The organism is Asticcacaulis sp. MM231 (genome assembly GCF_964186625.1).
In the GTDB taxonomy this organism is placed as follows: Bacteria; Pseudomonadota; Alphaproteobacteria; order Caulobacterales; family Caulobacteraceae; genus Asticcacaulis.
In genome coordinates this window covers 1,796,855-1,810,956 of the sequence record NZ_OZ075108.1, presented here as the reverse complement: position 1 = coordinate 1,810,956, position 14,102 = coordinate 1,796,855, and the positions used below count along the sequence as shown (strand labels likewise).

13 protein-coding genes and 1 pseudogene are annotated in these 14,102 nt (G+C 58.8%); 8 read left to right on the top strand and 6 right to left on the bottom strand.

The window, feature by feature from the left end:
• Positions 1-5: 5 nt before the first annotated feature.
• Both ABQ278_RS08880 and ABQ278_RS08875 read left to right on the top strand, forming a co-directional pair.
• Positions 6-791 (top strand): DsbA family protein, encoded by a 786-nt coding sequence (locus tag ABQ278_RS08880; RefSeq protein ID WP_349319296.1) that lies wholly within the window; start codon positions 6-8, stop codon positions 789-791.
• A gap of 86 nt (positions 792-877) precedes the next feature.
• Positions 878-2,080, top strand: a pseudogene (locus ABQ278_RS08875) (IS701 family transposase); the annotation flags it as partial.
• A gap of 143 nt (positions 2,081-2,223) precedes the next feature.
• Here the strand turns inward: ABQ278_RS08875 and ABQ278_RS08870 are convergent.
• The 3 genes from ABQ278_RS08870 to thiS are packed head-to-tail and all read right to left on the bottom strand — an operon-like array spanning position 2,224 to position 4,358.
• Positions 2,224-3,303, bottom strand: a complete 1,080-nt coding sequence (locus tag ABQ278_RS08870) for an IS630 family transposase (protein WP_349319295.1) — start codon at positions 3,301-3,303, stop codon at positions 2,224-2,226.
• 57 nt (positions 3,304-3,360) lie between these two features.
• On the bottom strand, positions 3,361-4,161 hold the full coding sequence (locus ABQ278_RS08865) for a thiazole synthase (RefSeq protein WP_349319294.1): 801 nt from the start codon (positions 4,159-4,161) through the stop codon (positions 3,361-3,363).
• Positions 4,161-4,358, bottom strand: coding sequence for a sulfur carrier protein ThiS (gene thiS, locus ABQ278_RS08860; RefSeq protein WP_026172516.1), 198 nt, complete (start codon positions 4,356-4,358; stop codon positions 4,161-4,163). The genes ABQ278_RS08865 and thiS overlap by 1 nt, the downstream gene beginning before the upstream one ends.
• 110 nt (positions 4,359-4,468) lie before the next feature.
• Here thiS and aroQ point away from each other — a divergent pair, with 110 nt between their 5' ends.
• Genes aroQ through aat form a run of 4 tightly spaced genes read left to right on the top strand, consistent with a single transcriptional unit; the run spans position 4,469 to position 7,506 of the window.
• Positions 4,469-4,909, top strand: a complete 441-nt coding sequence (gene aroQ / locus ABQ278_RS08855) for a type II 3-dehydroquinate dehydratase (RefSeq protein ID WP_349319293.1) — start codon at positions 4,469-4,471, stop codon at positions 4,907-4,909.
• 39 nt (positions 4,910-4,948) lie between these two features.
• The gene (accB, locus tag ABQ278_RS08850; protein WP_349319292.1) at positions 4,949-5,437 is read left to right on the top strand and encodes an acetyl-CoA carboxylase biotin carboxyl carrier protein; all 489 of its coding nucleotides are present in this window, start codon (positions 4,949-4,951) and stop codon (positions 5,435-5,437) included.
• A 5-nt stretch (positions 5,438-5,442) separates the two neighbouring features.
• Positions 5,443-6,819 (top strand): acetyl-CoA carboxylase biotin carboxylase subunit, encoded by a 1,377-nt coding sequence (gene accC / locus ABQ278_RS08845; protein ID WP_349319291.1) that lies wholly within the window; start codon positions 5,443-5,445, stop codon positions 6,817-6,819.
• A gap of 33 nt (positions 6,820-6,852) precedes the next feature.
• Positions 6,853-7,506: a leucyl/phenylalanyl-tRNA--protein transferase gene (aat, locus tag ABQ278_RS08840; RefSeq protein ID WP_349319290.1), complete on the top strand. Its 654-nt coding sequence runs from the start codon at positions 6,853-6,855 to the stop codon at positions 7,504-7,506.
• Between the two features lie 45 nt (positions 7,507-7,551).
• Here the strand turns inward: aat and ABQ278_RS08835 are convergent, their stop codons facing one another.
• Positions 7,552-8,241 carry a DUF2155 domain-containing protein gene (locus ABQ278_RS08835; RefSeq protein WP_349319289.1) on the bottom strand — a complete coding sequence of 230 codons (690 nt, stop codon included), beginning with the start codon at positions 8,239-8,241 and terminating at the stop codon, positions 7,552-7,554.
• A gap of 15 nt (positions 8,242-8,256) precedes the next feature.
• Positions 8,257-8,670 carry an NADH:ubiquinone oxidoreductase subunit NDUFA12 gene (locus tag ABQ278_RS08830; RefSeq protein ID WP_018080056.1) on the bottom strand — a complete coding sequence of 138 codons (414 nt, stop codon included), beginning with the start codon at positions 8,668-8,670 and terminating at the stop codon, positions 8,257-8,259.
• 230 nt (positions 8,671-8,900) lie between these two features.
• Between ABQ278_RS08830 and ABQ278_RS08825 the strand changes: the two genes are divergently transcribed.
• Positions 8,901-11,690, top strand: a complete 2,790-nt coding sequence (locus ABQ278_RS08825) for a ribonucleoside-diphosphate reductase (RefSeq protein WP_349319288.1) — start codon at positions 8,901-8,903, stop codon at positions 11,688-11,690.
• A gap of 60 nt (positions 11,691-11,750) precedes the next feature.
• Positions 11,751-12,245, top strand: coding sequence for a pentapeptide repeat-containing protein (locus ABQ278_RS08820; RefSeq protein ID WP_349319287.1), 495 nt, complete (start codon positions 11,751-11,753; stop codon positions 12,243-12,245).
• A gap of 48 nt (positions 12,246-12,293) precedes the next feature.
• On the opposite strand, the gene aspS is transcribed toward ABQ278_RS08820, so the two are convergent.
• A complete protein-coding gene (gene aspS / locus ABQ278_RS08815) occupies positions 12,294-14,075 on the bottom strand; it encodes an aspartate--tRNA ligase (protein WP_349319286.1) in 1,782 nt (593 codons plus the stop codon).
• Positions 14,076-14,102 lie beyond the last annotated feature (27 nt).

The window sequence follows — 14,102 nt, the reverse complement described above, 5'->3', positions numbered from 1 at the left end:
CTTAAGTGACCGATCCCGACACGCCTCAAGCCGCCCCGCCCATCCGCACCCATCTGTGGAAGGATGTCTTTTCGCAGGCCAATATCACGACGGGCCTTGCAGTCTTCGCAGTTGTCCTGGCTGGCGCACCTTATGTCGTGCCGCAGGTGCAGAGCTTTGTCGTCGAGCATGGCATGCTGAACCGTCCGGCCATGCTGGAAACCGCAAGCAACAAACTGTCAGCCCAGAGAGATGAAGAACGATCACAGGCGCTGAAGGCCGGCATCAAGAGCCATCACGACTCGCTGTTCAACGACAAGGCAGACCCTATCCTTGGTAATCCGAACGCACCGATCAAGATCGTCGAGTTCCTTGACTATTATTGCGGCTATTGCCGATCCTCGACGCCGCCGCTCAGGGACTTTTTAGCCGAAAATCCCGACGTCGCCATCATCGTCAAGGAATACCCGGTCATCGGTCAAAATTCACGCCCCCTGGCGGCGCGAGCCCTGGCGGCGGCACGGCTGGGTCATTATGAAGCTGTGCATTACGCCTTCATGACCGAAAACATCAAATCCGAAGCCGATCTTGATGCCGCGCTCACCAAGGCCGGCGTTGATCCGAAGCAGATCCTGGCCCTGGCTGGGTCTCCCGACATCCAGGCGCATATCGACAAGGTGGTGGCGCTCGGCGCTGACATTGGCGCCACCGGCACCCCAACCTTCGTCATCGGTGATCAGGCCATCGATGGCGCCAAGATCGATGCTCTAAAAAAAGCCGTAGAGGCCGCCAGAGCTGCGAATAAGCCCTAGCACTACTTTGGCAGAAAATGAATTTTGAGGATTCCCCCGGCTGACATTGCGTGATTCATAGAGAGCCAGCTTTAAGGAGACTGGCGATGTCGGAACATTGGCGCGTAGATTTGGAAGATTGGTTGACGCCCTTCCTGGTGGCCTTGCGGCATAAGACCCGGATGCGGCTGTGCCCTGCCTATATTGCAGGCCTGATTGGCCCGGGTGACCGCAAGAGTGTCCAGCCGATGGCCGCCCGCGATGGCGAGTTTGGCTATGACCAACTCCATCATTTTGTCTCTGACGGCGTTTGGGAAAGTGGACCGCTTGAAGCCGTTCTCCTGAAGGAGGCCGACCGTCTGGTGGGGGATGATGCCGGTTATCTTGTCATCGATGACACGGCGCTGCCGAAAAAGGGCAGCCATTCGGTTGGCGTGGCGGCGCAATATGCTTCCTCGCTTGGCAAGACGTCCAACTGCCAGTCGCTTGTTTCGGTGACGCTGGCATCGCGCGAAGTGCCTGTGATGGTGGGCCTGCGCCTGTTCTTGCCCGAGAGTTGGACGAATGATGTCGCGCGGATGAACCGGGCTCGGGTCCCGCAAGAATGCCAGGTTGCCCTGACAAAGCCGGAGATCGCCATTGAGGAAATTGATCGTGTTATAGCCTCTGGGGCCCGGTTCGGGTGCGTGCTGGCCGATGCTGGCTATGGGTCAAGCGGGCCGTTCCGCGAGGCCCTGAGCAAGCGCGACCTGTTGTGGGCCGTCGGCATATCACGGCGTCAGAATGTGTATCAGGCAGACGTCGGCCTAATCTTCCCGGAAGCGGCAACCGGAAGGCGGCGCAAATACCATGTCCCTGACGATGTTGCTGTCTCTGCCGAAAAGATGTTGGCTGATGGGAAATGGAAGAAAGTAAGTTGGCGGCGCGGAACCAAAGGCAAGCTGAACTGCCAGTTTGCCGCTTGCCGCGTTCGGGTCGCAGATGGCCACAGGCATCGTATGAGCGACGGTCGTGTCCAAGCCATGCCTGGCGAGGAGGAGGTCTGGCTGGTCGGGGAAAGGCGTTCAACCGGAGAACAGAAATACTACCTGTCAAACCTGCCTGCCGACGCCCCCCTCAAGATGCTAGCCGCGGCTATCAAGGCAAGGTGGATCTGCGAACAGGCACATCAGCAACTCAAGGAAGAGCTTGGGCTTGATCACTTCGAAGGCAGGTCATGGACCGGTTTGCACCGACATTGTCTAATGGCGATGATCGCTTTTGCATTTCTCCAATCCCGCCGCCTCAAAGCAGCGGGACGAAAAAAAAAAGTTGGGGGGCCACCGCCTCAGCCGACAATGCCCGCCATCCGCCAGGCCATTCTCGACCTCTTCATGCGACCGCCACCAAGGCGCTGTCCCCACTGTGACAAACGCCTCGCCGAGCCCGCCAAGAATAATATGCCAAAGTAGTGCTAGTGTTGTGACTTTAACGCCTGTCGCCCCCTGGCGACCTTTTCAAGAATGTCTGTAGCGGATTTGGTCCAAACGAAGGGCTTTGGATCGGCGTTGTGATGATCGAGATAGTCTTGAATTGCGCCTTCGAGTTCGGCGACACTCTTGAACACGCCGCAGCGGATGCGATCGCCTGTTATCAAGCCGAAAAAGCGTTCGACCTGATTGAGCCAGGACGCCGAAGTGGGGGTGAAATGCATGTGGAAGCGAGGATGTTTGGCCAGCCATGCTTTGACCGCCGGATGCTTATGGGTGGCATAGTTGTCGGCGATCAGGTGCAGGTCGAAGCCCTTGGGCGTGCTGCGGTCGATGAGTCGAAGGAATTTGAGCCATTCCTGGTGCCGATGACGTTTCATGCATTCGCCGATCACCCTGCCGGTGGCGACATCGAGGGCGGCGAACAGTGTCGTCGTGCCATGCCGCTTATAGTCGTGGGTCATCGTTCCCGCCCGCCCCTTCTTCATTGGCAGGCCCGGTTGGGTGCGGTCCAGCGCCTGGATCTGTGACTTCTCATCGACCGAGAACACCAGTGCCCGGTCCGGCGGATCAAGATAGAGACCGACGACGTCCGTCACCTTCTCGACGAACTGCTTGTCGTTCGACAGTTTGAACGTCTTGGTCAAATGGGGCTTGAGCCCATGCGCGCTCCAAATGCGCTGTACGCTGGTGTGGCTCAGACCCACCGCCTTGGCAAGCGTGCGCGCGCTCCATTGCGTGGCAGCCGGTGGCTTCTGTCGCAGCGTCATCTCGACCACACGCGCAATGACTTCGGCGCTCAACGGCGTCTTACGGCCAGGCCGGGTCGCGTCGCGCCCAAGCCCATCGACACCCTGCTCAAGATAACGATCGCGCCAGCGGTAGGCCGTCTTCTTGGTCTTGCCCAGCGTCCGCACAATCGACGCCAAACTCGCCGCGTCCGCCCACATCAGCACGATCCGCGCACGCCAAACAAGCTTCTGCGGCGTGTTCCGGTCCGCCACCCAACCTTCCAACCGCACCCGAGCCTCAGGCGACAGCAACAGCCTTTTGTCCATGTCCATCGACACAGACTCGCATATTTGCAAGATCAAGGGAATCCATCCGTTGATTCCGCAACACTAGATCAGGCCACCTAACGGCGAGGACGGATCGGCGTAGAGCTTGCGCTGCATCCGTCCGGCCAGATAGGCATCACGACCGGCCATGACCGCATACTTCATGGCGCGCGCCATGCGGATCGGGTCTTTCGCCTCGGCAATCGCCGTGTTCATCAGCACTGCGTCGCAACCCAGTTCCATGGCTTCGGCCGCTTCCGAAGCTGTGCCCACCCCGGCATCGACCAGCACCGGCACCTTGGCGTTCTCGATGATAATGCGCAGGGTGACAGGGTTCTGGATGCCGAGACCGGAACCGATCGGCGCGGCCAGCGGCATGATGGCGGCGGCGCCCGCCTCTTCCAGTTTGCGCGCATAGACCGGGTCATCGCTGCAATAGACCATGACGTCGAAGCCATCCTTCACCAGCAGCTTGAGTGAGCGCAGCGTCTCTTCCATGTCCGGATAGAGGGTCTTGGGATCGGAGAGGACTTCGAGCTTGACCAAATTCCAGCCACCGGCCTCCCGCGCCAGACGCAGGGTGCGCACCGCATCCTCGCCAGTGAAGCAACCGGCCGTATTGGGCAGATAGGTGAATTCGTCCTGCTTCACGTAATCCATCAGCATGGGCTGATTTGGGTCGGTCAGGTTGACGCGACGCACGGCGACCGTCACGATTTCGGCACCGGACGCCTTGGCGGCGGCGGCATTCTGGGCATAGTCCTTGTACTTGCCGGTGCCGACAATCAGACGCGACGTAAAGGTGCGGCCCGCAACACTCCAGGTCTCTGGCAATGTTTCTGTTTTCAAAGCTTGGTCGTCCATTAGCCGCCTCCTACAAAATGTACAATTTCCACACGGTCACCGTCGGCGATCGCCGTGGACAGATAGGTCGAACGCGGCACGATTTCGAGATTCTTCTCGATGGCCACCTTGCGGCCTTCGAGCCCGATTTCATCGATCAAAGCCGTGAGTGTGGTGGCCGTAACCTCCCTTTCCTCACCGTTCAACAGTATTTTCACCATTTTTACGCCATTTTTGCCACTAAGGGCCTGTTGCAATGCGAGACTAGGCTTGTGAGCCTCTTCCCGACACGTTAGAAGAATTGCTTCGTTGCTTCTACGAAGGTTTCATGTCCAAGCCCATATATGTCCTCAACGGCCCAAACCTCAACCTCCTTGGGGTAAGAGAGCCGGAAATTTATGGCTACGACACCCTCGCCGATATTGAATCGCGTTGCGCCGTCTTGCTTGAAGGCACAGATCACGGTCTGGTGTTCCGGCAAAGCAATCACGAAGGCCAGTTGGTTGACTGGATTCAGGAGGCCCGCACCGAGGCCAGCGCGCTGATCATCAATCCGGCAGCCTACACCCACACCTCTGTAGCGCTCTATGACGCCTGCAAGGCATTGAGTATCCCCATCATCGAATGCCACCTCTCCAATCCCCACGCCCGCGAAAGCTTCCGGCATCACTCATATGTGTCGCTGGCGGCGAAAGGGATTGTTGCAGGATTTGGTTCCATTGGTTATGAACTGGCCATTCGCGCCGTTTTGCCCCTCGTTAAACAGTAGAGTCTTTTTATTTTTCAAGACTTTGTACAAGGCTATCACATGACAACTCCCAAAGCTCCCGCCGCCGATCCGATCGACCCTAAGCTGATCCGCAAGCTCGCCGACATCCTGAAGGAAACCGAGCTGACCGAGATCGAGGTCGAACAGGGCGATCTCAAGATCCGCGTGGCGCGCCAGCTTACAGCGGCCCCCAGCGTTGCCTATGCGCAAAGCTATGCGCCCGCTCCCACGGCCCCTGTTGCTGCGCCTGCGGCCGATGTCGCACCGGCTCCCGCTGCAGCGTCCGCCGTCGCCAAGGACGCCATCAAATCGCCTATGGTCGGCACGGTCTATCTACAGGCCCAGCCCGGCACGCCTGCCTTCATCAAGGTGGGTGACAAGGTCAAGCAAGGCCAGACCCTGCTGATCATCGAAGCCATGAAGACGATGAACCCTATTCCGTCGCCACGTGAAGGCGTTGTGGCCCAGATTCTGGTCAGCGATTCCCAACCCGTCGAATTCGGCGAAGCGCTCGTCGTCTTCGAGTAAGACACATGACTCAAGATTCCCCAGTAAAGACCTTCGACAAGATTCTCATCGCCAATCGTGGTGAAATCGCCCTGCGGGTCATCCGCGCCGCCAAGGAAATGGGCATCGCCACCGTGGCCGTCCATTCCGAAGCCGACCGCACCGCCATGCACGTGCATCTGGCCGACGAGTCCGTCTGTATCGGGCCGGCATCGGCCTCGAAGTCGTATCTCAATATCCCGTCGATCATCGCCGCTGCCGAAATCACCGGCGCACAGGCGATCCACCCGGGCTACGGCTTCCTGTCGGAAAACGCCCGCTTCGCTGAGATCGTCGGCGCCCACGGCATGACCTTCATCGGTCCGAAGCCCGAACACATCCGCATGATGGGCGACAAGATCACCGCCAAGCAAGCCGCTAAGGACGCCGGTATCCCGGTTGTTCCAGGTTCCGATGGCGGCGTGTCGACCGTTGAGGAAGCCATGGAAGCGGCTGAAACCATCGGCTTCCCGCTTATCATCAAGGCCGCTGCCGGCGGTGGTGGACGTGGCATGAAGGTCGCCAAGGACCGCGAGTTTCTCGCCGAAGCCGTGCTCAGTGCCCAGACCGAAGCCGCCGCGGCCTTTGGCGACGGGACGGTTTATATGGAACGTTATCTCCAGAAGCCGCGCCACATCGAGATCCAGGTGATCGCCGACAGCCACGGTAATGTCGTCCACCTCGGTGAGCGCGACTGCTCCTTGCAGCGCCGCCACCAGAAGGTGCTCGAAGAAGCGCCTTCGCCGGCCATCGATGATGCCGCGCGCGACAAGATCGGCATGATCGTCGTCAACGCCATCAAGAAGATCGGCTATCTCGGCGTCGGCACCATCGAGTTCCTGTACGAGGACGGTGAATTCTTCTTCATCGAGATGAACACCCGACTTCAGGTCGAGCATCCGGTGACCGAATACGTCACCAACATCGATCTGGTGCGCGAACAAATCCGTATCGCCGAAGGCCTGCCGCTATCGTTCACCCAGGACGATATCAAGCTCAAGGGCCATGCGATCGAAGTCCGCATCAATGCTGAAAACGCCCGCACCTTCGTGCCTTCACCCGGAACGGTCACTGATTTCCACGCGCCCGGCGGTCTCGGTGTGCGCCTGGATTCGGCGATCTATAACGGTTACGCCATCCCGCCCTATTACAACTCGCTGGTCGGCAAACTGATCGTGCACGGCCGCGACCGTCCGGAAGCTCTTGCCCGCCTCAAGCGTGCGCTCGGTGAAACGGTGGTGACGGGTATCGACACGACCATCCCGCTTTTCCTCGACCTGTTGCAGGAAAAGGATGTCCAGTCGGGTGACTACAACATCCACTGGCTGGAAAACTGGATCAAGGCGCAAGAAGCAGGGGCGTAACGTCCCTGCCCCCACAACACGGCGGCGCAAGCCTTGGCTGACTTTACCCTTGATGACCTGATCGACTGCTATCGCACCGGCATCTTCCCTATGTCGGATGCGCGCGATGACGACTATCTGTTCCTCGTCGATCCGCCAATGCGTGGCGTCCTGCCACTCGATGGCTTTCACATTCCATCACGACTGGCCCGCACCGTGCGCAAGGATGCCTATACCATCCGCATTGACACGGCCTTTAGCCAGATCATCGAGCTTTGCGCCGAGGAAGCCATGAACCGCACCTCGACCTGGATCAGCCATTCGATTCAGGCGCTCTATCAGGCGCTGTTCGCGCGTGGGTTGGCGCATAGCGTCGAGGTGTGGTCCAAGGGCGATGACAGTCAATTGCTGGGCGGCCTGTATGGGGTCTCTATCGGCGGCGCCTTCTTTGGTGAAAGCATGGTGTCGCGCGAACGTGACGTCTCGAAGATCGCCCTTGTGCACCTGGTGGCGCGCCTGAAAGCCGGCGGGTTCAGCCTGCTCGATTGCCAATTCCAGACCGACCATCTGAGCCAGTTCGGCGTAATCGAACTGCCGAAGACCGACTACCTGGTCAGGCTGGCGCAGGCTATCGACCTGAAAGGTGATTTTTATGATTTGCCGCGCACGGCTTCGGGGCGCGATGTCATGGACATTCTGACGACTTAGCTCGTGGCGCTGATCAGGGGCTGCCGGCAACTGATCACCCAGGCATCATAGACCGGATGCTGGATAGGATTGAGGCTCGGAGTTCGAGGCAAACGTCCAGCCGCGGAAAACTTCCTTGGACTTGATCGCCGGTGACGTATTGGTGGCCGCCGTCGGATTGGTGCGCACGCGTACATAGGCCATGGCATCCGACATCGGCTCGTCTTCAGCCGTTGTTTCGCAGGCCTTGACCGTATAGATCAGGCCCTTGTAGCGGATGGGCTTGCCGATCGGCGCCTCAAAACGCACGCTTTCCGCCGTCACCTTATCGAGCGCCTCGATAATCGCCACAGCATAACGAGCACGTTTTTGCGGCGCATAGGAAGACGCGCTGGCCTCAGAAGACGATGCTGATTTGGAGGTTGCCTCGGCTTGCGCCACCTTGGACGGCGTCTGCTGCGGCACAAACGGATGGAGTTCGCTCACAGGCGTATCGCTCGGCGATACCGGAGTGGACGCGGGCTTGACCGCTTCGGCCGCTGGCTTGGCTTTTTTCTTTTCCGGCACATAGGGCTTATACTGCACGCCATCGACATAATAGGGCTGCGGATCGTAATCCGCGCTATCGACATAGTGCGGCGCATCACCACCATTACCGCCACGATCGGGCGGTGGCACCTGGGCGGAGGCCGGAATAACCACGCACGCCGCCACAGCCGCAAGCATAGCCCATCCGGAAACGGTGACGCGCTTCATAAGGGGTCGCTCCGGTTAGGGTTTCCAGGCTTCGTAATCGCCGGTCGTCTTCTGGCGTTCGGCCTCTGCATTGAGCGAACCCGATGGGAACTGCGCATAAGGAGTGCCACTCATATTTGGCATGTGGGGCTTTTCCCAAGCCTTGCGACGCAGAGGTTCTTCCGAAGGCGGCGTGTCATAGGTGTAATGCATCCAGCCATGCCAATCGGGCGGAATCTTCGAGGCGTCGGCATAACCGTTGTACAGCACCCAGCGGCGCTTACGGCCCGTATCATAACTGTTCTTGGCGGTGCGACCTTCAAAATAGCGGTTGCCAAACTCGTCCGTGCCGACCTGGCGACCATGCTTGCCAATGGTAAAAAGCGTGCCAAGCGTGGCGCCATTCCACCAGGTAAAAGAAGGAGCGAGTAAATTAAGCAACCAGCGCATCGTCATATATCCTTACCAGAGACGCATCACACGCCCCGAAATTCAACTCCCGACTATAAAGAGCCCGCGTGCGCAGGTAAAGCCGGACAGGAAAATATTGTGCTCGGCAAAAAGCCATCGCGACATCAACATATTGTGGATGAATATACAAAGGGACACCAGATTTATTGATGTATGTAAAAATTAACGCTACATCTGGGGGTAATGTCCGGTAGATTTAAGGATTACACATGCCCTATCTGTCATCCGCCTTGCGCGCGCTCGGCCGGGAGAACGATCTGGAACTGCGCGAGATCGAACGCTCCGCCGGTTTCAGCGAGGTTTTGTGCCCCCGTGACCTGACATCGGTGCAAGTCGAGGCGTGGCTGGACTGGGCTGATTCGCTGCCGCATGACCTGCCGGCGGGCGCAGCGTCGCTTGCCATCGATCCCGAAGCCGATGTTTTTGATGGCGCCATTGCCACCTACGCGCATCGTCTGGCGCAATGGGGCCTGCGCCTCGGTCACTTTGCCGACGCCGCCATGGCCGCAAATTTCGCTGAAGCGATCGAAATGACCCTGCTGTCCGGGCTGGCGGCACCGGCCCTTGGAAAGGCGTCTGGCCAACGTGTGCACCCGACGGCCCGTGACGTACTGCCCCCTCTTGCTGACAGCGAGCCTTTGTTCCTCGATGATCCGGCGGGCCGGCAATCGCTCAATCAAGTGTTGATCGAAGCACGCGCCACGACACTGGTATCAGCGGCCCAGACGCGACTGGCGCAGGCGCTCGATGATATCAGCCACGCCATTGATCGTTCAGAAGGCGATCAGCGCGCCAGCCTGAAACACAATCCTGCGCTTGCACGTGCCGCCAGCAAGGCGCGTCGCTTTGGCGCCTCGGATACCTTAATCGCACGGCAGATCCAGATCAGTCAGGGCATGGTACCAGCGGATTGGTCACGCACGCCCGCGCCCGCGCCTGCCAAGCCGCGCCTGCGCGCCGTTATAGGCGAACGTGACCTCTTAAGCGCCGGCGATCCGTCATCCGTTCTGGCGGCGGAAACCGCGCTCGAAACCGGCGCCATGTCTATTGTTTTTAATCCGCACGACGCCGAGGTGGTCGAAGCGCACAATTTTGCCGCCAGCGCCGCCATCAATATTGATAAGTTTTTCGATGATCTTGGAGACTTCGCCAGCGAAACCTTTATCGAAACCATAGGCCTGTGGACGCAAGCGCTCGATATTGAAGCCGCCATCGGGTTCTCGTCCACCCTGGAAGACAGCCAGCGCCGCCACGCGACACGCCCCTTGAGTCTGACTCTTGCCGGCCTTGGCGAAGCGATTATGGGCCAGGGTCTGAGCCTGAATGACAAGGCGGGTACTGACCTCGCCACGCATATCTTTGCCCTGTTTGAAGCCGCCGCCGCCCATGCCTCGGCGACCCTGGCCGCGCATATCGGCGCCTATGGCGATTTTGCCGCTGACAAGGCCGAGCAAACCGACCGTCTCAGCCAGCGCCTGTATCAGATCACGGCGCTCAAAGGCCATGCCGGGCTCAAATCACACGCGCTTGACCTGATCCAGACCGCGCTCAAACTGGCCAAGAAAACCGGCCTGCGCAATGCTCAGGTCACCGGTCTGTTCGATGATGCCGAACTGGCCTTACGCCTGGGCGTCGGCCTCGGCGATCGCGGCGTCACCGATCTGCTGACGGTTATGGAAACTGAAGACGGTATTTTCGTCCCCACCGTGAAAGCCTGTGTCATCAAGGGCTTGCAGGCCATATCTCAGACATGGGGGGATGTACGCGGCGTACTTATGGGGCATCGCAGCCTGATTGATGCGCCGCATATCCACGTCAGCGCTTTGAAATCCAAGGGCCTGAGCGAGTTCGAGATCGACCGCCTGGAAGCGGCCCTGCTCACGTCTTCCAGCCTCGCTGAGGTGTTTTCGGTGCGTCATATCGATTCCGCCTTTATCCAGGACATTTGGGGCCTGAGCGAAAGCGATCTGTCAGATCCCTCGCTTAACCTTCTGGACATCATGGGCTTTTCGCCAACAGAAGTTCTGATGGCCGAGGCCCATATTTTTGGCCACAAAGACCCCGAAGCCCTCAAACTGGTCAGTGACGCCACCTACCATCTGCTCGCACCCGTCGGTCGCAAAGCGCAAATCCAGTTGCGTCAACAGATCGAAGCCTTGCTCGATGCGCCGGCCGTAGCCCCGTTTTCCTTGGCCTGGGACCAGGGTGTGCTAGACGTCATGAAGCTCTATTCCCTCGCGGCCAGTTCCGGCCTGCGCGCCATTTCCGCGGTGCGCGCTGAGGCGCCACTTGATTTCGCGCTCGATATTCCCGATGTGGATGAAGCGCCAAAACGTACTTCCGAGCCCGCCCCCGCCAGGGAAACCGCTGCACGTATCATTGAAAAAATCGTAGAGCGCGAGCGGACGCGCACCAAGCTGCCGGATCGCCGCAAGGGCTATATCCAGAAGGCGGGCGTCGGCGGCCACAAGGTCTACATCCATACCGGTGAATATGAAAACGGCACGCTTGGCGAAATTTTCATCGACATGCACAAGGAAGGCGCTGCCTTCCGCTCGCTGATGAACAATTTCGCCATCGCCATCTCGATCGGTCTGCAATACGGCGTACCACTTGAAGAGTTTGTCGAGGCCTATGTTTTCACGCGTTTCGAGCCGGCGGGCCCCGTGACCGGCAATGATCGCGTCAAGTCGGCAACCTCGATCCTGGATTATATCTTCCGCGAACTGGCCATTTCCTATCTCGACCGCGATGATCTTTCCAACGCCGATCCTTCAGAACTGAATGCCGATGGTTTGGGGCAGGGCTATTTCCATGGCGATGCGTTGCCGGAGACCGACGATGCGCCCAGCAACGCCATGCCGGCGTCGCAACTGATTTCGAAAGGGTTCGCACGCGGTACAGCGACCGATAATCTGGTGGTGGTGCCTTTTGGCAATCGCAAAAAATCCGAACCTGATAAGGCCTTGGTAAGCCAGGATGATGTAGACGAGCGGTAATATCGGTAATGGCCCGCCTCTTGCTGGTGTTCCTGCAAATCTTAGCGAAGGTGTCCTTTTATGAAACGTATAGCGCTTGTCCTTCTTGCCGCCTCTTTCCTGGCTGCACCGGCTATGGCTCAAAATGCCTCTCAGGTCAGTGCGGCACAAAATGGCGCCAATTGCCCGAAGTGCAATCTTTTCCAGGCCGATTTCAACAATCGTACCCTTAAGAACAAGAACTTCGCCGGTGCCCGCCTGCGTCAATCCGATATGGGGCTGGGCATTTTCAACGGCACCAGCTTTGCTGGCGCTGATCTGCGCGACATTAATGCCTCCGCTGCCTTGTTTGGCCGCTCCAACTTCTCCGGTGCCAACCTGACCAACGCCAATTTCGTCGGCGCCTATCTCGAACACGCCAACTTCAAAGGCGCTTTCCTCTCCGGCGTCAACTTCTCCGGTGCGGAAATGCGCACAGCGACCGGCCTGACGCAGCGCCAGATGGACCAGACCTGCGGCGACCGCGCCACGGAACTGCCCGCCGGTCTGCGCATTCCGGTTTGCACAGTGCAGTAAGTGCTGCTGATTTATGGGGTTTGGGGCTGTGCCCCCATAAACCATAAATCAGGGTACCTTGATCGGCATCTGCGTGCGGATATGCAGTTCTTTCAACTGCTTATCGAGCACATCAGAAGGCGCACTCATCATCACATCCTGCCCCTGTTGGTTCAGAGGGAAGGCGATAACCTCGCGGATGGCCTGCTGGCCAGCCAGCAGCATCACAATACGGTCGATACCCGGCGCCAGACCACCGTGCGGCGGTGCGCCGTATTTGAAGGCGTTGAGCATGCCGCCGAATTGCGACTCAACGAACGCTTCGTCATAGCCAGCGATCTCGAAGGCTTTCAGCATGATATCCTGCTTGTGGTTCCGGATCGCACCCGAGCACAACTCATAACCATTACAGACGATGTCGTACTGATAGGCCAGAATATCGAGCGGGTCTTTGGTTTGCAGCGCTTCCATCTCGCCTTGCGGCATCGAGAACGGATTGTGCGAGAAATCGACCTTCTTTTCCTCATCGTTGAACTCGAACATCGGGAAATCGACGATCCAGCAGAACTTGAACTGATCTTCATCAACCAGGCCGAGATCGGTGCCGACCTTGGTGCGGGCGGAACCGGCGAACTTGTAGAACACCTTAGGATCGCCAGCCACGAAGAAGGCAGCATCGCCCTGGCCAAGACCAAGCTGGGCCATCAGCGCGTTGGTGCCGTCTTGACCCAGGTTCTTGGCAATCGGACCGCCCCAGGCGCCCTGATCCTCCGACCAGAAGATATAGCCAAGGCCGGGCTGACCTTCGCCCTGCGCCCATGAGTTCATGCGATCGCAGAAGGCGCGCGATCCGCCCTTCGGCGCCGGAATACCCCAAACTGCATTGGCGGAATTTTCGAGGATACGCGCGAAGAGACCGAAACCACCGCCACGGAATCGCTCGGAGACATCCTGCATCTCGATGGGATTGCGCAGGTCGGGCTTGTCCGAACCGTACTTCGCGATCGATTCACGGTAAGGGATGCGCACGAACGGATAGGATGAGACGCGCTTGCCTTCGCCGAATTCGGTGAAGAGGCCGTGCATTAAGGGCTCAATCGCCGCGAACACGTCTTCCTGCGTCACAAAGCTCATCTCGACATCGAGCTGGTAGAATTCAAGCGAACGATCGGCGCGCAGGTCTTCATCGCGGAAACACGGCGCGATCTGGAAATAACGATCGAAACCCGAAACCATCAACAGTTGCTTGAACTGCTGCGGCGCCTGCGGCAACGCGTAGAACTTGCCGGCATGGAGACGCGACGGCACGAGGAAATCGCGCGCGCCTTCAGGCGACGAGGCCGTCAGGATCGGCGTTTGATACTCAAGGAAGCCCTGATCAACCATGCGCTGGCGGATCGAGTGGATCACACGCGAACGCAGCACGATGTTCTTGTGCAGGGTTTCACGGCGCAGATCGAGGAAGCGGTTCTTCAGGCGGATTTCTTCGGGATAGTCAGGCTCACCGAAGACCGGCAGCGGCAGTTCGGCGGCTTCCGACAGCACTTCGACCCCAGCGACATAGACCTCGACCTCGCCGGTCGGCAGGTTGGCGTTGATGGTGGCGCCGTCTCGCGCCACAACCTTGCCATCGACGCGAATGACGCTTTCGGCCCGCAGGCGCTCGACCTTGGCGAAACCGGGCGACGACGGATCGAAGACCAGTTGTGTCAGGCCGTAATGGTCACGCAGGTCAATGAACAACAGGCCGCCGTGGTCACGCTTGCGGTGAATCCAGCCCGAAAGGCGGGTTTGCGAACCGGCATCGGAGGCGCGCAGGGCACCACAGGTATGGGAGCGATAGATATGCATGAAACAGCCAATAAGATAAGGAAATTT